Annotated in this window: 16 protein-coding genes; 11 read left to right on the forward strand and 5 right to left on the reverse strand. The window is 40.9% G+C overall.

Annotated elements, in window-relative coordinates:
• Positions 1 to 452: WD40 repeat domain-containing protein (locus tag AACW45_RS10100; protein WP_190632861.1), on the forward strand; the 452-nt coding region annotated here is incomplete at its 5' end.
• Positions 453 to 742: 290 nt separating this feature from the next.
• Here AACW45_RS10100 and AACW45_RS10105 read toward each other — a convergent pair.
• The 3 genes from AACW45_RS10105 to AACW45_RS10115 all read right to left on the reverse strand — a co-directional run bounded on the left by AACW45_RS10105 (position 743) and on the right by AACW45_RS10115 (position 2,079).
• Positions 743 to 1,009: a hypothetical protein gene (locus AACW45_RS10105; protein ID WP_190632862.1), complete on the reverse strand. Its 267-nt coding sequence runs from the start codon at positions 1,007 to 1,009 to the stop codon at positions 743 to 745.
• Positions 1,010 to 1,123: 114 nt separating this feature from the next.
• Positions 1,124 to 1,612: a hypothetical protein gene (locus tag AACW45_RS10110; protein ID WP_190632863.1), complete on the reverse strand. Its 489-nt coding sequence runs from the start codon at positions 1,610 to 1,612 to the stop codon at positions 1,124 to 1,126.
• Between the two features lie 59 nt (positions 1,613 to 1,671).
• A complete protein-coding gene (locus tag AACW45_RS10115; protein ID WP_190632864.1) occupies positions 1,672 to 2,079 on the reverse strand; it encodes a KTSC domain-containing protein in 408 nt (135 codons plus the stop codon).
• 180 nt (positions 2,080 to 2,259) lie between these two features.
• Between AACW45_RS10115 and AACW45_RS10120 the strand changes: the two genes are divergently transcribed.
• Entirely contained in the window at positions 2,260 to 4,578 is a 2,319-nt protein-coding gene (locus AACW45_RS10120; RefSeq protein ID WP_190632865.1) for a PhoD-like phosphatase, read from the forward strand.
• A 512-nt stretch (positions 4,579 to 5,090) separates the two neighbouring features.
• Here the strand turns inward: AACW45_RS10120 and AACW45_RS10125 are convergent.
• The gene (locus AACW45_RS10125) at positions 5,091 to 6,014 is read right to left on the reverse strand and encodes a nucleoside hydrolase (RefSeq protein WP_190632866.1); all 924 of its coding nucleotides are present in this window, start codon (positions 6,012 to 6,014) and stop codon (positions 5,091 to 5,093) included.
• Positions 6,015 to 6,030: 16 nt separating this feature from the next.
• Here AACW45_RS10125 and AACW45_RS10130 point away from each other — a divergent pair, with 16 nt between their 5' ends.
• The 9 genes from AACW45_RS10130 to AACW45_RS10170 all read left to right on the forward strand — a co-directional run bounded on the left by AACW45_RS10130 (position 6,031) and on the right by AACW45_RS10170 (position 17,091).
• Positions 6,031 to 6,462, forward strand: a complete 432-nt coding sequence (locus AACW45_RS10130; RefSeq protein WP_096645736.1) for a nucleoside deaminase — start codon at positions 6,031 to 6,033, stop codon at positions 6,460 to 6,462.
• A 585-nt stretch (positions 6,463 to 7,047) separates the two neighbouring features.
• Complete coding sequence (locus AACW45_RS10135; protein WP_190632867.1) at positions 7,048 to 9,240, forward strand: Hsp70 family protein; 2,193 nt, start codon at positions 7,048 to 7,050, stop codon at positions 9,238 to 9,240.
• A complete protein-coding gene (locus AACW45_RS10140; protein WP_190632868.1) occupies positions 9,237 to 9,752 on the forward strand; it encodes a LysM peptidoglycan-binding domain-containing protein in 516 nt (171 codons plus the stop codon). Before AACW45_RS10135 ends, AACW45_RS10140 begins: the two co-directional genes overlap by 4 nt.
• A 132-nt stretch (positions 9,753 to 9,884) precedes the next feature.
• A complete protein-coding gene (locus AACW45_RS10145; protein ID WP_190632869.1) occupies positions 9,885 to 12,623 on the forward strand; it encodes a tetratricopeptide repeat protein in 2,739 nt (912 codons plus the stop codon).
• A 117-nt stretch (positions 12,624 to 12,740) separates the two neighbouring features.
• On the forward strand, positions 12,741 to 13,355 hold the full coding sequence (locus AACW45_RS10150; RefSeq protein WP_190632870.1) for a molecular chaperone DnaJ: 615 nt from the start codon (positions 12,741 to 12,743) through the stop codon (positions 13,353 to 13,355).
• Positions 13,348 to 13,926 carry a nucleotide exchange factor GrpE gene (locus tag AACW45_RS10155; RefSeq protein ID WP_190632871.1) on the forward strand — a complete coding sequence of 193 codons (579 nt, stop codon included), beginning with the start codon at positions 13,348 to 13,350 and terminating at the stop codon, positions 13,924 to 13,926. The genes AACW45_RS10150 and AACW45_RS10155 overlap by 8 nt, the downstream gene beginning before the upstream one ends.
• Positions 13,927 to 14,080: 154 nt before the next feature.
• Complete coding sequence (locus tag AACW45_RS10160; protein ID WP_190632872.1) at positions 14,081 to 14,218, forward strand: hypothetical protein; 138 nt, start codon at positions 14,081 to 14,083, stop codon at positions 14,216 to 14,218.
• A gap of 353 nt (positions 14,219 to 14,571) precedes the next feature.
• The gene (locus AACW45_RS10165; protein ID WP_190632971.1) at positions 14,572 to 14,892 is read left to right on the forward strand and encodes a hypothetical protein; all 321 of its coding nucleotides are present in this window, start codon (positions 14,572 to 14,574) and stop codon (positions 14,890 to 14,892) included.
• Between the two features lie 606 nt (positions 14,893 to 15,498).
• Positions 15,499 to 17,091: an alkaline phosphatase D family protein gene (locus AACW45_RS10170; protein ID WP_190632873.1), complete on the forward strand. Its 1,593-nt coding sequence runs from the start codon at positions 15,499 to 15,501 to the stop codon at positions 17,089 to 17,091.
• 212 nt (positions 17,092 to 17,303) lie between these two features.
• Here AACW45_RS10170 and AACW45_RS10175 read toward each other — a convergent pair whose 3' ends face one another.
• Positions 17,304 to 19,964, reverse strand: coding sequence for a DUF4114 domain-containing protein (locus AACW45_RS10175; protein WP_190632874.1), 2,661 nt, complete (start codon positions 19,962 to 19,964; stop codon positions 17,304 to 17,306).
• Positions 19,965 to 20,286 lie beyond the last annotated feature (322 nt).

Raw genomic sequence — 20,286 nt, forward strand, 5'->3', positions numbered from 1 at the left:
GTGCAGATGGCAAATACGCGATTTCTGCTTCCTATGACAACACCCTCAAAGTCTGGGATTGGCAAACCGGACAACAACTGCGTACCCTGGAAGGTCATAGTGACTCGGTAAATGCGATCGCCCTGAGTGCAGATGGCAAATACGCGATTTCTGCTTCCGGTGACAACACCCTCAAAGTCTGGGATTGGCAAACCGGACAACAACTGCGGACTCTAGAAGGTCATAGTGACTGGGTAAATGCGATCGCCCTGAGTGCAGATGGCAAATACGCGATTTCTGCTTCCGATGACAAGACCCTCAAAGTCTGGAATTGGCAAACTGGTGAATTAATTGCCACTTTCACAGGGGAAGATAGAATATTTTGCTGTGCTGTTGCACCTGATGGAATGGGAGTTGTTGCTGGTGATGCATCAGGACAGGTGCATTTTTTGCGGTTGCAAGTCACAAAATAGTAATTCGTAATTAAGAAATGCGGATTTTGTTTGAGTCAGTTGTGGCGAATGGGGATAATATGGAGTCCGGTTAGATAATTATAATTGCCAGCCGAGAAATATCCAATTAAAAACATACCCAAATTGTAGGGGCACGGCATCCAAAGACTTTCGGTGAAACAGATATTTTATCGGTGCCGTGCCCCTACAGGGCGAATCATTGATTTTTTGGTATTATCCAAGCAAAACAAGCCGCGAATTGTGCGATCGCCTGTTTTAATTTCCTTCCCATCACCATGACTGTTGCTAATTCACTCATCAGCCGCCATCAAAGTGCGAGCGCTCTTGCTAATTTTCTCACCTTTCCAGCAAAAAGCCGCAACGTTGAAGATAAAAGCCGCAATTTTCCGCATCAAAGCCGCAACATTGAGGATAAAAGGCGCAACTTCCAAGATAAAAGCTGCAACGTTGAGGATAAAAGGTGCAACTTCCAAGATAAAAGCTGCAACGTTGAGGATAAAAGGCGCAACTTCCGAGATAAAAGCCGCAACATTGAGGATAAAAGGCGCAAGCTTCATGCTTTGAAGTGCAAATTCCACCTTCAGAGGTTCAACAGTTGGTGATTTTTCCCGGCGAATTATGTTATTTCGGTCATATAACCTTACCCGTAGGCGAATGAGGGTTTAGCAGTGCTAAACCCCTACGCAAAATTTATCTGAAGGGCGATGTTTGGCAAATGCGATCGCATAATTCATCTCCACATCCATCTTCATCACAAATCCTACCACCCCACGTAGGGGCATGGCACTGCCATGCCCTCTTCGCCCCCACGCAAAATCTATCTGGGCGAAATTTTGACCAAATGCGATCGCATAATTCATCTCCACATCCATCTTCGTCTCAAATCCTACCACCACACGTAGGGGCATGGCACTGCCATGCCCTCTTCGCCCCCACGCAAAATCTATCTGGGCGAAATTTTGACAAAATGCGATCGCATAATTCATCTCCACATCCATCTTCATCACAAATCCTACCACCCCACGTAGGGGCATGGCACTGCCATGCCCTCTTCGCCCCCACGCAAAATCTATCTGGGCGAAATTTTGACCAAATGCGATCGCATAATTCATCTCCACATCCATCTTCGTCACAAATCCTACCACCACACGTAGGGGCATGGCACTGCCATGCCCCCATAACTTACATCACATCACCGACAATTCCTATATTTTGAATCTCAATCTATCCGTTCGCAGTCAAATTGCCCTTTAATATAGTCGTTATAAAAGCTACCAATAGAATCAGCCGAGTAAAAATCCTCCCAAGTCTCCTCATCTACCCCAAAATACTCATACACCGCCCCATTCTTAAACTCAACTTGCAAAGTTTGCTCGTGACTATCGTAAGCAATGCTAGCCGCCATTGAAGAACTCACAGGTAACAGCGCAATCGGTTCTTCATATTCCGGAAACGCCACAGGTTCCGCCACAATCTCGTTGAGTTCTACCAACCCCTCAAAAGCTTGAACTGGTGCGGGAATCTCTAAAAGTTCTATTTCCTCGCCGCGATCGAGCAATAATTGTAAATGTCCGTCAGAATGAGCGATCGCAATTAGGCTACTCAAGTCCATTTTTGATAGTCTCATTAAATTTGCTCTCCTGTGGGCGTAGAAATGTTATTTTTCGGTTGATAGGATTAAATTCTGCTGCAAAATCGCACCGCTTATTAGTACATTTGTATCATGCAAGCGGTTGATCGTCAAGACTTTGCAGTGAGAAATACCTACTGTCGTACTCCGGTTTTCACAAGGCTGGCATAGTTGGCAATGAAGCACCCATTTAGTGACGAGTTTTTACAAGAATTGCCGCTAATTTTGGCGGGGCCTATCTTGCAGCATACAGAATCGGACGCCGTTACAGTCTGGATAGCGCTGAAACGTCCTTGTGAGGTGGTACTCCAGGTTTATGACACAGCAAATCGCGGTGAGTTAATTACAAATTTGCTGTTTGAGGGAAGACGCCGGACTTTTGCCCTGGGGAAATTCCTGCATATTGTGGCAGTCACGGCGGAATCTGCGGGTAGTCATTTATTAAGTAGCGATCGCATCTATGCCTACGACTTACAATTTATTGAATCATCTACCCAGCAGCAAACTTTAGCCACAGCCTTATGTTCTCGCCGCTTTCCCACCGTTAATATCAGCTATTTCGACCATCAAAAACCTACCTTTGCCCTCCCCCCCACCGATTTACAAGATTTACGCATCGTGCATGGTTCCTGTCGCAAACCTCACGGTGATGGCTTTGATGCGTTACCGATTCTCGATTGCTTAATTGAGTCCGCCGCCAACCAGCCAAACAAAAGACCCCATCAGCTTTTTCTCACAGGCGACCAAATTTATGGTGATGATGTCGCCGATCCCCTGTTGTGGGTGTCCAGTCAGCTAGGCGATGCGCTGTTAGGTTGGGAGGAAAGGTTACCTGTCACCCAGTACACAGCCGCCGATCCCAGTTATTACACCCCCAAGCAACTGCTTCCCGGACATCGCGCAGATATCGCCACAAATCAAGCTGGTTTCACCGCCGGCTTGCATAATAAAACCGCCAAAGTTAGCAGTCACCTGCTGAGTTTAGGTGAATATTACGCATCTTATATATTGTCATGGTCGCCTGCTTGCTGGCCGAGTAGCATACCCCAAGGACACGAGGTAATGCATGGACATCGAGTCAGCCGCCGTTGGGATAAAGAAGTGCGGGATATGCAGCAATTTACCCATACCCTGTGGAAAGTGCGGCGGGCGCTGGCGAACGTTCCCATGTATAGTATTTTCGATGACCATGATGTCAGCGACGACTGGAACCTCAACCAAGCTTGGTGTCTGCGGGTTTTAGGACAACCCTTGGGACGGAGAACAGTGCAAAATGCTTTGTTAGCCTATGCAGTATTTCAAGCCTGGGGAAACACACCCCAGCAATTTGCCGCCGGTCAACCAGGGGAGAAATTATTACAAGCGGCGGCGGATTGGTCTGCATCTGGGGGAATGAATGGTGTAGCGGAAAATGCGATCGCCCGTTATTTAGGAATGCCGCCACTCAATCCCAGTACAAACTTACCGGAATTTGTGCAATATGATGCAGTTTTAGTCCTCGACCGCGACCCAGAAGCCTTGACCTGGCATTATACAATCCGTAGTTTTTGCCATGAAGTCATAGTTTTAGATACACGCACTTGGCGCGGTTACCCTGCCGACCAAAAACCCATCGCGCCGCCAATGCTGCTATCACCGCCAGCCTTTACCCAGCAACTATCCCAGCCCTTAGAACAAGTAAATCATAAACCAAAAGGGCGATCGCAACTGCAAGCTACATTTGTGATTGCACCGACCAACTTATTTGGTTTAGAAGTAATAGATTGGATTCATCATTGGCATTTAAAAAGAGATAAAGTTTATGGTGTCGATGTCGGCGATGCTTGGAATATTAATTACGAAGCCTTAGCACAATTTCTCACCACATTATTTGAGCAACGCCGCCAAGTAATAGTCTTATCTGGAGACATTCATTACAGTTCTGTTGTCCGTTTAACTTATACCCGAAAATCTTTAGGTTCCGAGAAAAAATCTGTATTAGTGCAACTAACAGCTAGCGCCTTTAAAAACGAAGAAAAAATTACAGAAATCATTCATACCCGACTCAAACAATGGCTATTACCCGAAAAAAATCGCCAATGGATAGGCTGGAAAAATCCCCCATATATGCTAGAAATATCTAGCAAAAAATCCTACCGCGAATCTCTGTCACATCGTCCCCCCGAATGGCATGGTTTAATGGAATGGGTTCACCGCAAATTCACCAAAACTGCCGAATTTGGTCATAATATTTCTTGGCTAATGACTGCCGAACAACATGCGAGAAACCTAAAATGGGAATTATTTCAGTATTTAACCTTTTGGAAACTACCCTGGTTTCAAGATGGACGAGAAGTCATAGGTTTAAATAATTTAGCCCTAGTCCATTTTGAAATAGATAATAATAACTCGTCCAAAGTCATCCAAGATTTATACTGGTTTTCAACTTGGTATCCCATCGAAATTGTTTACAGCCGCTTTGAAAGCGAACTCACCCATTCTCGATTATCAATATGATGTTATTTAAGTAAAACATCTGTGTAGGTTGGGTTGAGGAACGAAACCCAACAAACTCCTCGAAATGTTGGGTTTCACTTCGTTCAACCCAACCTACTGGCGTGTCAAGGCTAAAATAGTGGATTAATAAAACTCTTGTGGGATGGGCGTCTCGCCCGTCCTGGGCGGACAAGACTTCGGCGTGAGCGCTCAGTCGAACGCTGTCCACCCCACAATAAAATTATATTGCCACATTGAAAGCTAGACACGCTACTACAATTATCCTTAACTGAACCGTATTGGCCTTAAATATTGCAATAAATTTCTTCTTCTCTCTCTGTGTTCTCTGCGCCTCTGCGGTTTATTAATGCACTATTTTAACCTTGACACCCTATTATTCTCCACCTTGGTGCGTTGCGCTGCGCGACAACACACCCTACTAATTCTTCTTTTCTCTTGGCGTCCTTGGCGTCCTTGGCGGTTAATTAAATATTAATTACATCATCATAGCGAAATGGTATAACTTCAAAAATTCATCTCGCCCATTGCTGCGAAATATAACTATAAAAAGCCTCCTTATCCACCTTATCCATTGCATAAATCTTCCTCCCACCGGCAACAACTTTCGTTCGTCCTTGACTAACACCATTACTAATAATTTCCGTTTCCCACTCACGTAATTGATAAAATTCTGGATGTCCTAAATAAGCCGTTGCTAAGACATCCCAACAATAATAATCTTGCGGAATAACTAAGGCATAACATTGTCCCACCAAATCAGAAACGGGAAATTGGCGTTGTCTTCCCATTTTGCGCACCATCTCTGATGTCATCGGCACATTATTAGTTAAATCCAAAGGACACATAATAATTTCAATTTGACTTTCCCAGACTCGCGCAGTAGAAACAGCATCCCAATAAGCATTCCATTCCGCAGTACCATCTTGTCCTGGTTCCCAATTCTTCTCAATATTTCCGGGGACATTTAACGCACCCCCCATCCAAACAATTTTGCTAATTTTCGCCTCAATATCTGGCGCTTTATCTAGCGCCACAGCTACATTCGTCAACGGCCCGGTTACCATTAGCGTAACTGGTTCCGTAGCTTCACGCAAAACCTTCACCATAAAATCTTGGCCTGTTTCCGCTACCAACGCTGTCTGAATATTGTCGCTTTGATTGAGAATTGGTAGATGATCGACAACATAAGAATCGCGACGATAAAGATAAGGAAAAGCATTAATTCCCCGCACCGTGCTTTCTGCTACCGGGATATGGGATTTTCCCATCAAGTCTAAAATTTTCCTTGTAGCACTCACAGCAGGTTGCACATAGCAATCAGCAGGTGTCACCACAATACCGAGTAATTCCACATGATCCATAGTCAGCAATAGCATAGTTGCTAGATAATCATCTACACCGCCATCGTGATCCATTAAGACAAGTTGTTTAGACATAGCTGGAGGATTAATCATGGATGAATTTATGCAAGCTGCGATTCAAGAAGCAAGACAAGGTAGACAAGAAGGGGGAATTCCTATTGGTTCGGTACTGGTCAAAGATGGCAAAATTGTTGGTAGAGGACACAACAAGCGGGTACAAGATAGCGATCCGGTTACCCACGCCGAAATTGACTGTCTGCGCAACGCTGGCAGAATAGGTAATTACAGAGGTACAACACTCTATTCCACCTTAATGCCTTGCTACTTATGTGCTGGTGCAGTCGTGCAATTTGGCATCAAAAAAGTCATCGCCGGAGAATCGAGGACTTTTCCTGGTGCTAAAGAATTTATGATATCTCACGGCGTCGAAGTCATTGACCTGGGATCGGATGAATGCGAACAAATGATGAGTGAGTTTATCGAAACTAATCCCGAACTGTGGAATGAGGATATTGGGAAGTAGAGACGCGATGAATTGTGTCTATTATGAGAGACGCGATGAATCGCGTCTCTACAATTTCGATGAATCGCGTCTGTACAATTTTTTATTCATCTGGTTTGGTGGGAAACAAAAACAAAAGCTAAATTACGAAATAATGCTGAGGCTAAATCTTCAAAGGCAGGATGTAATTGTAATGATGATTGTGAGATAAATTGATGTTCTTGGCTGTTGAACATCAGCAAATATTGAAAAATATATTTGTATCCCTATCCAACAAAAGGAAGTGTAAGTTTGTAGTGATGAGTAAAATCATGACTACAAACAATATTTCTTAGAGAAAATATTGATCAGTATTTTTTTACATAAAAAAGAAAAATTCGGTGGCTGCGATTTTGTAGACACCGATTTTTTTCTGCCAAAAATCACTTAAATACTTAAGTAAAAATTTAACTGTTTTACGTACTTACTCTGTGGGATTTTACCAATTTCATCTGTAATAGTCGAAATAGGCTATTAGCTTCTGCTGGGCAATTTTTATTTGATACAGCAGTTAATCAAATGTATTTACAGGGTAATTGATATAAGTAATAAGGGTGGCAATTAGCAATGGGTAAGGCTATAGGAATTGATCTGGGAACGACTAATTCTGTCGCCGCTTTTAAATTAGCAGAAGTGGAAGTGGTGACAGCAGATGATAATACACCCCCAGATAGAAAACTAACGCGATCGCTCGTGGCTGACGAGCAAGGTAAATTATTAGTAGGTGAGCAAGCATATAACCAGCTACGTGCTGACCCGGAAAATGTAATTATTTCGATTAAACGTCTCATCGGTAGGGGTTTTGCCGATCCCTCTGTGCAGAAACAACAAAGAGAATTTGCTTACAAAATTACTCCCCCAACGCAAGGAACAGATAACGGGATTACGGTATGGCTAGGGGGTAAAGAATATCAGCCAGAGGATATTTCGGCGGAAATTCTCAAAAAAGTGGTGCGAAATGCCCAAAATTATCGTCAAGCTATTAGTAAAAATGACGAAGTTATCGATCAAGCTGTAATTACTGTCCCTGCTTATTTTAACGACCAACAACGCCATGCTACCCGTATAGCTGCTCTTAAAGCCGGACTTAAACCTTTAGAATTACTCCCAGAACCGACAGCAGCAGCAATATCTTATGGTTTTTCTCCCAATGGCGACGATTTTAAAACAATATTAGTCTTTGATTTTGGTGGCGGGACATTTGATGCTTCTTTAATTCAAGCGGCGGGAACTTCCTTTATTGAATCGGGGAAAGCTGGGGATTTATGGTTAGGTGGAGATGACATCGATTCGCGGATGATTAATTTTGTGAAAGCGCAAGTTTCCCAACAAGAAAAAATCGCTGATATTGATGGTTTAATTGCCAAAATGCCCCACTATCAACGAGTCAGATTTAATGCTGATTTGAAAATAGCTGTAGAAAGAGCCAAAGCAGAATTAAGCACGGGGACAGCAGCACAAATTGTCCCAGCGACCGCATTATTAGACGAATTAGGCATAGCAATTCCCATCGAAGTTACTATTACCCGCGAACAATTTGAGAGTTTAATTACTGATTTAGTAGACCGTTCGCTGCAAATTTGTCGCAAGGCTTTAGAATATGCCGAACATCATATAGAAATGGTAGATGTCGTTTTGATGGTGGGGGGTTCTTCACAAATTCCCTTAGTTCAACGCAAAGTTAAAGAAGCTTTTGGTAATAATAAAGTATTGATACATCCCCGGCCAATGTACGCTGTAGCTGAAGGTGCAGCAATTGTAGCGGCTGGACAAACAGATAAAGTAACTACAGTTTCTCGCGATTATTATATTCAGTTACTAGATGGACAATATAAAGTAATTAGTCGAGGTGATATTCTCCCAGTCGCCACATCGCACACTTTTAAAACTACGGCTGATGGACAGAGGTTAATTCACTTTAAGTTTTTCAGTCCCGATGAGAATGAATATTTTGAAAGTATCGGCGATATGTGGTTAGGGTTAAATCACTATTATCCAGAGGGGACAGAAATTATCGTCAATTTGGCGTTGGATGAAAAAAACGGCGTGTTAAAGATGACTGCTACGTTAAAAAATGACCCTTCAGAAAGAGTTAGTTGTACTTTCTCGCGCGGTGGATCGGATGAAAAAATATATCAGGAATTGGAATCGACGATCGCAGAACTCAACGATCAAGATTTAACGGATATTGGCGTTCAAGAAGCGCTGAAGTTAGCTTTACCAGTGGTGCAGTTAAGTAACCAAATTATTGATCACCACACAGGAGAAGAACGCAGCGATATTCGCGATCGCGCGGCGTACAATCTGCAAAAATTTCAAGTATCCATGTCTAAGCAACGCCTAGCGGCTGATTACTTGATAAATGAATGCGATCGCATCGTCCAACTTTGTAGCTTTTTAATTTCCGAACCCCAGCAAGAACGCTTAAAAAGGCTGAGTCAAGATTTACAAGCCGCAATGGATGCTAATGATGTATCTGGGATGGAGTATCACAGCGAAAATGCGGAAAGGGAACTCAGCAATCTCCCCGATCGAGTCAAAATCATTCAAGCTAGTCTCGCAAGTATCCGCCAAGCCAATTCAGTTTCACCCACCCAAGCCAACGGGATGTATGACAAGCTGTTGCGAATGCTGGATGCGATGGAACGGGAAGAAAAACCAGAAGCGGAACGTTTGTGGAGTGAACTACAACCAGATGTACAGCGTTGGTTAAATGAGGAATCTGCTGGTAGAACTATTGTCACAGGATTGACAAAATGAAGACTATCCTTAACTGTCCTGTGTGCGGTTATCAAGAAGTTACCAGTTATACTTGTCCCAACTGCGATACTGACTTATCTGTAATTCGCATTCTCCAAGAATTACCTGCTGTTAAAACCACAGTTTCCGCAGCCAAATTTCACGCTTTACCTTTAGCAATTGCGTTGTTGACATTGCTTTTAGGTATTTGTTTGGGATTTGGAAGTCGGTTTATCTTCCCAACAACCCAATTACACGCCTTAACAGTTCCTTCTCCCCACCCAATTGTCAACAGTCGCGTCAGTCTCAACCCACCCTTTAATCAGCCTCCGGTAGTCATGAACACAATTACCTATACCGTGCAATCTGGAGATCATCTGAGTGCGATCGCCGAAAAATTTTGCGGTAGAGGAACACCTTGGGAAATCATGGTGACAGCTAACCCCCAACTGCAAAATCGCGAGAATCACATAAATATCGGTGAGGAATTAAATATACCCAAGTGTAAGGAGTCAAAAGTCAATGGTCAATAGTCAATTGTCAAGAGTTAATGAGTCGAAACGTAAGTCAGTAATTACAGCAAACTATATTACAAAACGCAAATCAACTTGAAACCTTAACCAATGACAAATGACAAATGACAAATGACAAATGACAAATGACTTATGAGCATCCTTGATAATTTCAACACCTTCAGTAAAATTTTGCTGGGTGTAGGGATAGTTGATGGCTGGAAATACGTAGAGCAATCTCAACAAATTCAGAAAAGAGCCGAAAAATTAGCGCAAAACAAGCAATTACGAGAAGCAGTTAGTATTATTCAAAAATCTCTAGCTGTATGGTCAAAAAAACCTGGTTTTGGCGAACGGTTGCTGCGTCAATGGTTAATGAGTAATTTATTAGACAATTTAAGTCAGCAATTACAACAGTGGAATCAACAAATCCGCGAAGCAGATAAACTTGCTTTGCAAGGGGATATGGTGCTGAAAGAAGATCGTGGCGATCCTCTGGAAACTCAAATTCTTGTTCAGGCGATCGCTATTTATCAAAGCTGTAGCCAAATTATCCATGATGAGCGGGTATTAAAGCTCATCAACCGATGTCAGCAGGAATTACAACGCAGACAGCATTTTCAGACGTTGGTAACTAAAGCACAGTCACACGCGGAGAATAAATATTTTCAAAATGCGATCGCCGTTTATCAAAAAGCCGAAGAATTATATTCTACAGAGGCTTTACAAGAGGCGATCGCGGCGGCTAAATCCCAAGTAGAGCAGGAAAAAATTTATACTTCGGCATTGCAAAGGGCGCAACAAGCCCAACATCAAGGAAAATTAAAAGGAGCGATCGCTGTTTTAGAAACTGCTTTGAGTAGTTTTCCCCGTCAGGATGGATGGAAATTATTACAAGAATTACAACAAACAATCAAAGGTAAAGAAAAGTACCGTCAAGGGTTAGCAGCAGAGAAAGTCAACGATTTACCAGCTGCGACATCTTTGTATGAAGCTGCGAAAACCCTTCTACCCAATTCTACAGAATGTCAAATCAGGTTAGGAATCATTGCGATTAAAACCGAAAATTGGGCTATTGCTTTATCTCATCTCTTCAATTTACCAGGAGAACAAGCGGCTTATCTGCGGGGATTTGTCTATGCTAAACAAAAGAATTTACAACAAGCTTATCGAGAATGGCAAGGAATATCTTTTAATGAAATTAGTGCCCAAAGAGAAATTCTCAACACTTTAGCGCAGCGTCAACGCCTGCTTTATCTAAAGAATATTGAGGAATTTGTGAATCTGGGAAATTTGGAACTCGCGAAAGCTGCGAGTGCAGAATTTAGTCATACATTTGGTTTTGAGCCTTTAGTAGAAACCAATCTCAAAGAACACATTATACCCAGAATAGATGTGGAACTTTGGCAAAATTCCGAGCGCCATAAAATCGTTAAACAAATTGAAAAAAATTGGATTGCTCAACCTAATATTACCAATTTACATAATTTATTAGTAGCTCTTTATTACAGGGAGCATTACGATTTTCTCCATCTCTCACATTTGATAGTTATCTTATCTACAGCCTTAGCAAATTTAACGGCAGATCCTCTGCTGCAAGATATACCTTGGCTAGGGAATCAATCTATTGATTTTAAATTAATATCCTTAGAATTAAAACGACGATTAGAAGCAGCAATTGATAGCTATAAAGATAGAGATATTCCCACCTATTTAAATTTACGCGATAAATATCGTTTAGAATCAGTAGCCTTAAAATTCATGGGCGAACCTGCGCAAAGAGGAATGACAGTAAATAATCTATTTATCACACCAGGTTGTTATCAGCATTATATTTCTCATTGGCGAGATAAAGTAATTGAACGTATAGATATAAAAAATCAACTTCTCCGTTCTCTGTATACACCTTGGGGATTAGCAATAGCTGCTTGTGTAGCAGCAGATAGTCAAAGAGCAATTCAACTTAAAACCTTACAAAAAACTACTAATAATCTTGATGACATTGAACAATTTTCTCAAAAATTTATCGCTTATCATGAAGGTTGCCATTATCTGAGTCATAAACAATGGCGTCAAGCAATTACTCCTTTAACAACAGCAAAATCAGCAATTATCAATCATCTAGATTGGCAACAAGAAATAGATAGACTAGCTGGATTGCAACGTCAAACCATATCAGCAATTGAAGAACATTTAGAATTTGCTCAATTTTGGTATGAAATTTTAGGTAGTCAACCTGCTAGAAGTTATTTAGCCGAATACAAAGCTGAGAAAATCCGCGAGCAAATTTATCAAAGAAAAACTTCTTTAAATGAGGCTACAAAGGAATTGCAAGAAATCAAAAAAATCGACCCGAAAAATCCGATAGTACTGGATTTAATCGCCATGATTGAATTTCAGCAAGAAATAGAAGTAATTGAGAACTTGTTGAAAACTAATCAATTCGATCAAGCAGTTAAATTAGCTAAAAAATCTCAGCAACCACGCATCCGTTATATTGTGGCAGAAATTTGTATTGATATATTACTTAAAGGATTTCAAAATGGAGAATTAAGTATTCCAGAAATTTCTAATTTAGGTCAATGGGCTTACGAACTTTGTCCCGAACAAGATAACATCAAGAAAATCTATCACTTTAGTCAAGAACTGAAGGAAATTCAGGAACTTATGAAGCGCGATCGCTTTGAAGAAGCAATTCGCAAAGCCCAAAAATCACAACATGAATCAACTCGCCATTATGTCGCAGAGTTATTTATTATGACCATAGTTAAAGGTATTCAAAAGAAAGATTTATCTTGGGAAATAATTAAGCAGTTAGGAATTTGGGCTTACGAACTTTGTCCTAACGAACCTGCTTTTCAAGAAATTTTCCATAGCCTCAAGTTACGTTAACTCAAGGTGATATCTAACTTGAAAATGGGCATTGGGTATTTATTAGAGACGCGATTAATCGCGTCTCTACAATTTTCCCCCTTCCCTTCCCTTCCCTTTCCTTCCTTTCCTGATCTTATGGAACACAATCCCTATGATATTTTAGGCGTTACCCCAGTCGCCTCAAAAGCCGAAATTACTAAAGCTGTCGCCTTAGCCATGAAGCGCAAGCAATATCCTGTAGATGTCATTGCTAAAGCGCAAAAAAGCTTAATGAAGCCGGAAGAACGGATTCTCGCTGATTATTTACGTCCGATATTACCGCCGGTTAAGCGTTTCAAAAATAGCGATTTATCGGCTTTACAACAACCAGTACCAAAATTGGTATTATTAGCTCAGTTAGATGGATTAGAGCAAGCGATCGCTCAAGCTAGCCAACAAGAGCTTATAGAACGAGAGTCTATACCCTTGAGCTTATCAGAATTAATGACAGAAGGTATCGCTGCTTGCAAACAAGGCCGTTATCGTCAAGCTATTAAATATTTAGAAGAATATACTGAAGGCTGTACAGATAAAAATCACAAAGATTATATTCAAGCCCAAATGTGGCTAATTAGAGCTTATCATCTGGGTGGAGATTTGCAAAGAGCGATCGCCCTTTGTCAACTATTAAGGAATCATCCCCACACTCAAGTACAAACTTGGGTAAAGAAAACTTTATCTATGCTATCTCAAGAGGTTTCTCATGTCTGAATCGCCCCAAAACGCCAGCAAATTTTGGGATTGGATAAAATCGAAAATTCTCGGTTTTAATTCTCCAGCATCTTTGTCTGGTGAAAATACAACATTATCTAATACAAATCACTATCTAATTACCCAAGAAAAACGCGATTTACTCATTCACGAAATTGGCACAATTCAAAAAGAAAATATTTTATTACAGCAATCCTTGCGAGAACAGCAAACCCAAACCGCAGCCAAAACCGAGGATTTATTTTTAGAACTTTTAGAAGTTTCTGATGCTTTAGAAAATTTATTAGAATATTTAGAAAATAATAATGAACCCAATCAAGAGTTTCTCCAACGTTTACCTAAATCTGTTGGCGCAGTACATCGCAAGTTTTTGAGTATCTTAAAAAAGCGTCAAGTTTTACCGATAGAACTCCAAGATACCCAACCAGATTTTACTTTATGCCGAGTCGTTGATCGCGAAGTCCGCAACGACCTCGCAGACCAAACAATCACTAAAATCGTCCGTCAAGGCTTTCGCTTACAAGAAAAGATTCTCCGCCCCACAGAGGTAATTACATCAAAACCAAGTTAGGGGTTAGGAATTTTAGATTTTAGATTTTGCGAAAAGTCGGAGCGCCGGCTTCCGGCGATCTGAACTTTTCAAGACGGATTTTAGATTCAAATACAATCCAAAATCGCAAATCCAAAATCTAAAATTGTTTTTAATGCCCAATGCCCAATGCCCAATGCCCAATGCCCCATGCCCCATGCCCCACTTACTTCATCTTTCGTTACATTTTTACGCGATCGCTAAAATATGCCTGCAAGCAGATAACAGCATCTTCATGAAAATGCTTATATTAAAGTCTGTTGCAATTTACTAAGATAGCTGACAGCTTATGTTTACAATTCTTGACTTTAAAAATAGGTTTTTAGCAGATTTCTAGCATATATATTTCTTTAAGGTCTACTTGAGAATTCAAACATTATTGAAAGACTTATTTACATTCCTTTACTTATTTCTATTCTGGTTAAGTTTATTGTATTTTGAGCTAACCAGCCTCAATAGCCTGTTAGCCTTGTAATCAAGCTAAGGATTGTTTGAGTTAATTGATATATGGATTTCAATCGAAAATTAGCCTTATGTTTATGCAGTTAGACAGCTACTTTTGATTCTAGTAAGTATTGATATTCAGAAAACTACACCAATTCCACAAATTACACTAGCAACCAGATGATGAATCATTACGCTATCGAATGGATTGAGGCATGGTGCCGAGAAAATGGCTGGACAGATTTATTCGTCGAGCGGCGCAATAACTACTGGGCGTTTCCTCCAGGCTGTGTAATGCCTGAACCAATTCCCGTACAAGCCCTGAGATTGATTAAAGCCGAAAAAGGGCTGACTGCTGAAGAAAAATGGTGGTCGATATCAGCAATCATGGGCACAGTGGTAGCTGTTTTATCTACAGTAGTATTAAAGTGCCCCATGCCATTAGTATTTGCTTTTGCATTTAACGCAATTACGGTGGCTCAATTTGAAATGGAAGATGTATAAATTTCCATTTACTGCATCCTTAAGTCATTGGTCTATTATGAAAAACTGCTCTTGATTTTACCTTCAGCAAGAGCAGTTTTTAATTTGGGATTGGAAATTAAATATAAATATATTTGTTGACTGTTGACTGTTGACTGTTGACTGTTCAAATTGATATAAAGGGCAATTTAAATAAAATTTTTAGAAATAATTAATTAAGCCTGGATAAACGATATTTGGCAACTTTCTATTTAACTTGCTACACTTATTATTGTGTTATTGTTCCATTAAGCATAATCTTTTAATATCCAAAAATTAAGTTTATATTAACTCCTCCTTGATACAGAATTAATATCTTCCCTATATTTGTTGGAACATCAAAGTAATACAGCAATCCTAAATGATTTGTGAAATATTACAAGCAGGGTTGTTGACTGTTAACGGTTAACAGTCAACAGTCAACAGCCAAAACCGATATTTTTCGCAACTGAAATAGGATTGCTATACATGACACATTCTAATGAATAGAGTTATCCTTGGGAGCGTTTACCGATTGTTGCTCTATTTTTACGGTGTCAGATATTTCTCTACTTTGATTCACTTAATATAATCAGGGATTGAGTAAGGATGTTCAAGTACGAGAATTTTGAGCGGTTGTTGCACAGTTCCATCAAGCGACGCAATCTGATTATCGGGGCAGGAGCATTTACTGGTTTGGCGATCGCTAGCCAATTTTCTCATCAACGAGCGATCGCTAAAACTAAATTTTCTACTAATCCTTTTACGCTAGGTGTAGCCTCTGGTGAACCTGATGACAATAGTGTAGTTATCTGGACTCGTCTAGCGCCCGAACCCCTAAATGGTGGTGGAATGCCTGCGATGAATGTGCCAGTTCGCTGGGAAGTAGCAATTGACCGCAATATGAAGCGGATATTGTCTAGAGGTACAGTCATGGCTCGGCCAGAACTAGGCCATTCAGTTCGGGTGGTAGTTGAAGGACTCTCTCCAGATACTTGGTATTGGTATCGCTTTAGTGTTGGTAAAGAAGCTAGCCCAATTGGTCGGACTCGTACTACTCCAGGAATGGGTAGAGGTAGATACACCAATAGCTTGAAGTTTGCTCTAGCATCCTGCCAGAACTATCAGCAGGGATACTATACTGCTTACAAATACATGGCTGAGGATGACCTAGATTTAGTAGTCCATGTTGGTGACTACATCTATGAGGGAGGAATCAGTACCACTGGGCCTAGACAGCATAATAGCGCCGAAATTCTCACATTGGCAGACTACCGCAACCGTCACGCCCTCTATAAATTAGATACAAATCTCCAAGCTGCTCATGCAGCCTTTCCTTGGATTGTCACCTGGGACGATCACGAAGTAGAAAATAACTACGCCAACTTTATTTCTGAGATTGATACTGAACCAGATCAAGATCCGGCAGTTTTTCTCCAACGGCGAGCAATTGCTTATCAAGTGTACTACGAACACATGCCACTGCGTCCTTTCTCGCGACCAGTCGGCCCCGATATGCAACTTTATCGCCGGGTAAATTATGGTAATCTGGCGACATTTCATGTTTTAGATACTCGCCAATATCGTACAGATCAACCCTGTGGAGATGGTACGAAAGAACGTTGTCCAGAAGTCTTCGATCCGCAAGCAACCATTCTCGGACAAGCACAAGAAGATTGGTTATACAAAGGTTTAAGTCGCTCAAAAGGTCAATGGAACATCCTAGCTCAACAGGTTCCTATTGCCCAAAGAGACACGAGACTAGGTGAAGGGCAAACCTTTAGTATGGATAAATGGGATGCTTATTTAGCAGATCGCGATCGCCTAATGGATTTCTTCGCTAAACGAAAACCTTCTAATCCAGTGTCTTTGGCAGGGGATGTGCATAACCATTGGGCAATGGATCTCAAAGCTGATTTTAATGACCCAAAATCTGCCATAGTCGGTAGTGAATTTGTCTGTTCCTCAATTAGTTCTGGTGGAGATGGCAACGACAATATACCCGCCTACATCAATGATGCTGATAATCCACACATTAAGTTCTATAACAATCGTCGTGGGTATGTTCGCTGTACATTGACTCCAACTCTCTGGAGGTCAGACTATTTAGCAATGTCAGAAGTAACAACCCCATCTGGTACTATTAGTACCAAAGCTTCATTCATTGTTGAAAACGGTCGTCCTGGGGTGCAGCGCATTTAACACTGTAAATACAGTTTTCTCTTTGATAATTTTCGGAGTTAGAACTCAAGTCCTAACTCCGAAATTAATCACAAGGCTAATATTTGATTCGGATAGTATTTGGTATTGCACATTTTAGACCATTGAAGAGATTAGTCGAACCTGATAACAAACAAAGCAGCCTCTCATACCGCAAGTCTAAAGTCAAACACAGATGCTGAAACTAGGTGGGTTTACTCATCTGTCATATTATTAAAGTAGTTGGTAATTGCTGTACCTATTTGTGTATTTGCCCAATTGTGATTGTAAATCGCTACATCTTGAATAGTAGGAAGACCGACAGTTTTAATTCCACCAAGACTAATCACAAAATCGTTGTAGTCGCGATTAGAACCACTATCAATAGCCACATCTTCAAAACCGATAACCGCGCCTTTAGCTTCTGTCAAGAAATCTGCTACTTGTACAGTATCGTTTAAATTAGCAGCAGACATTGAGAAGAAAAGTTTATTGCTGGCTGCACCTTGTCCAGTTAAAGCATCGTGAAGAGTTCCATTGGCAGCGAAAACAAAACCAAAAGTATCTCCTCCTTGCATCTGATAAATTTTCTCGCCTTTATACTCCTCATTATTGAAATTCGGTTCCCAGTTAAGAATGGCACTATTATCAGTAAAACGCGCTCCCTCTACAGCATCTTGGGCTACAATATAGCCAATATTGTCTTTATTACTAGTAGCACGGCTAACTGCTTCTGTCATAAAAGCTGTAGAGCCGATTTCGTACATATCCATTCCCCGAAGGCTAAAAATACCTACTTCCCCTTGATGATAATCACCGCCGTCATAAAGGAAGTTAACTTTAACTTGACCAGTTTGATTCGCAACAAAAACTCCTTCATCAAAAATCGCGCGGTTGGTATATTCGAGTAATTGTTGTCCGACAGTTGTGTTGCGCCAATCGCGATCGGAGTTGGAGAAATTATCAATGGATTGAGTGATTCCTTTAGCGCCTTTGATTTGGAAAACAAAATCGTTGTAATCGCGATCGGAAGTACTAGAACCAGTGGGAATATCTTCAAAAGCAAAAGTTCCGTTACCATCTACATCAACCATTTGTCCGACAGCCATATTCGGATTAGCCTCAGGGATGGAAAATAGGGGAAGTTTGCCATATTGCCACATGTGACTGTCTTTATCGAGCCAAGGAGCATTATTGATTTCCTCAACATTTGTATGGGGTACAAACATAAAGGCAAACTTATCTCCTGCTTCCATCTCGAAAGTTGTTATTCCTCGATAAGTTCCAGAATTAAAGTTGTCTTCCCAAGGCATTTTTTCAGTGAACCGCGCACCTTCTGAAGAGTCGTCAGATAAGACGTAACCTAATTTAGAATTGCTGAGAGCACGTCTAGATGCTTCTTGAATAAAAGCTTGAGAGCCAGCTTGGTAATTTTCCATTCCAGCGAGGCTAAATACAGCCATCTCTCCTTGATACCAGCCGCCATCGTAAAGAAAATCAAAGGTGACTTGACCAGTTTCACCAACTTGAAATACACCTTCACTATATGTAGATCGGCTAGCATATTGGAGTAATTCTTGTCCGCTAGTAGTGGTTCGCCAATCTCTGGTGGAATTAATTTCTGTGTTGATGCTGGCGGTGTTATTACTTGTAAGTCCTTTGGCTTGGAAGATGAGGTCATTAAAATCTTGGTCACCCTTACCAGCACTAACGTTGTTATCTTCAAAGGCGATCGTTCCATAATTATCGACTGCAACTATTTGTCTTTGATTGGTAGAGAAAATAACATCTTTACCCCATTCAGAAGTAACAGAGGGTTGGTTAAAAACTTCCTCAAAGGTGGTATTTTGCACCAGCATAAATGCTACTTCGTCGCCAGCGTTCATCTGAAATGACTTAACGCCTTGGTAAGCACCAGCACCGAAGTTATCTTCCCAACTAGCATTATTTTCGCTAAAACGTGCGCCTTCTGCCTGATCTTTAATGAAGATCCGACCTTGTGTGGAGTTACTTAAAGCACGCGCGATCGCTTCTTGGCGAAACTCTAAGGAATCTGGTTGGTATTTGTCCATACCTTTGAGGCTAAAGACAGCTACTTCCCCTTGATACCAACCGCCATCATAAAGATAGTCCAGTTTAACTTGGCCTGTACCATCAACTGTGAAAGTACCTGTGTCAAACTGAGGACGATTCGCATATTGTGTTAATTCTTTGCCAACATTGGTATCTAACCAGTTGCGATTAGAGTAAATGGAATCTTGGAAACTGGTAGCGGTAGCTGTTGCACCCAACACCTGAACTACCATATCGTTGTAATCGCGATCGGTTAAGTTGGAGTTCAATGTATTAATATCTTCCCAACCGAAGGTATTTCCCTTACCTGTGATGTCTGCAATTTGATTTGAAAGTTGTCCTGTGGTTGAGTTGAGTGAACCGAAAGAAAACAGAACGTTGTTGGCACTAGAAGCGGAACTTTGGGCAATATTAGCAACTGTTGTATCGGTAACTAACATCATCGCAAACTTAGTTCCAGCAACCATCTGAAACTTTGGTGCGCCTTGGTAAATACCGCCGTTATAGTCTTTTTCCCAAGCTAATTCATCATTGAGGTTAGTGAAACGAGCGCGATCAATTTCATCTCTTACGACTACATAACCAGAACTAGAATTGCTGAGAGCGCGTCTTGTAGCTTCCTGAATAAATTCTGTGGAACCTATCTCCAGATTTTCCATACCTTCAAGGCTGAAGATAGCTATCTCTCCTTTCTTCTGCCCACCATCATAGAGAAAATCGACGCTAACTGTACCTGTTGAACCTACAGTAAAAATTCCGTTGTTTGCGTTGTTTGAGTTGTTTAAGTGAGAAATTGTAGTCATGTCTTTCGGTTCTTAAGTTTCGTAACAAACCTTCACACCGAATATTGTGTAACTTCTACTACTAAAAACAGAACTGTATTTGTACGTCTTTTTATATAAAACTTGACTTAAGAAATTTGGGTTTTATTTAAAGGACTTCTTGATAAAAAACTAAAAAAATAATTAAGTAATTCTTAGGTGTAATTGGCTTTAAGCCCAATTTAGACGAATAACTTTAATTTTGCTTTATCTGATTTAAATAAATTTTTTACATATCAGCCTGAATTTAGATAAATTAGTGATAAAGCAGGTGACAAAACCTATAACATTCGTTGTTTAGCGC

Origin of the sequence: Calothrix sp. FACHB-168, assembly GCF_963889195.1 — a bacterium.
GTDB lineage: Bacteria > Cyanobacteriota > Cyanobacteriia > Cyanobacteriales > Nostocaceae > Aulosira > Aulosira anomala_A.

Excerpts from the sequence above, each read along its gene's own strand:
- AACW45_RS10120 (WP_190632865.1), top strand. The coding sequence starts at position 2,260 with ATGAAGCACCCATTTAGTGACGAGTTTTTACAAGAATTGCCGCTAATT.
- AACW45_RS10175 (WP_190632874.1), bottom strand. The coding sequence starts at position 19,964 with ATGACTACAATTTCTCACTTAAACAACTCAAACAACGCAAACAACGGA.
- AACW45_RS10135 (WP_190632867.1), top strand. The coding sequence starts at position 7,048 with ATGGGTAAGGCTATAGGAATTGATCTGGGAACGACTAATTCTGTCGCC.
- AACW45_RS10145 (WP_190632869.1), top strand. The coding sequence starts at position 9,885 with ATGAGCATCCTTGATAATTTCAACACCTTCAGTAAAATTTTGCTGGGT.
- AACW45_RS10130 (WP_096645736.1), top strand. The coding sequence starts at position 6,031 with ATGGATGAATTTATGCAAGCTGCGATTCAAGAAGCAAGACAAGGTAGA.
- AACW45_RS10155 (WP_190632871.1), top strand. The coding sequence starts at position 13,348 with ATGTCTGAATCGCCCCAAAACGCCAGCAAATTTTGGGATTGGATAAAA.
- AACW45_RS10160 (WP_190632872.1), top strand. The coding sequence starts at position 14,081 with ATGCCCAATGCCCCATGCCCCATGCCCCACTTACTTCATCTTTCGTTA.
- AACW45_RS10165 (WP_190632971.1), top strand. The coding sequence starts at position 14,572 with ATGAATCATTACGCTATCGAATGGATTGAGGCATGGTGCCGAGAAAAT.
- AACW45_RS10170 (WP_190632873.1), top strand. The coding sequence starts at position 15,499 with ATGTTCAAGTACGAGAATTTTGAGCGGTTGTTGCACAGTTCCATCAAG.
- AACW45_RS10105 (WP_190632862.1), bottom strand. The coding sequence starts at position 1,009 with ATGAAGCTTGCGCCTTTTATCCTCAATGTTGCGGCTTTTATCTCGGAA.
- AACW45_RS10150 (WP_190632870.1), top strand. The coding sequence starts at position 12,741 with ATGGAACACAATCCCTATGATATTTTAGGCGTTACCCCAGTCGCCTCA.
- AACW45_RS10115 (WP_190632864.1), bottom strand. The coding sequence starts at position 2,079 with ATGAGACTATCAAAAATGGACTTGAGTAGCCTAATTGCGATCGCTCAT.
- AACW45_RS10125 (WP_190632866.1), bottom strand. The coding sequence starts at position 6,014 with ATGTCTAAACAACTTGTCTTAATGGATCACGATGGCGGTGTAGATGAT.
- AACW45_RS10140 (WP_190632868.1), top strand. The coding sequence starts at position 9,237 with ATGAAGACTATCCTTAACTGTCCTGTGTGCGGTTATCAAGAAGTTACC.
- AACW45_RS10110 (WP_190632863.1), bottom strand. The coding sequence starts at position 1,612 with ATGCCCCTACGTGTGGTGGTAGGATTTGTGACGAAGATGGATGTGGAG.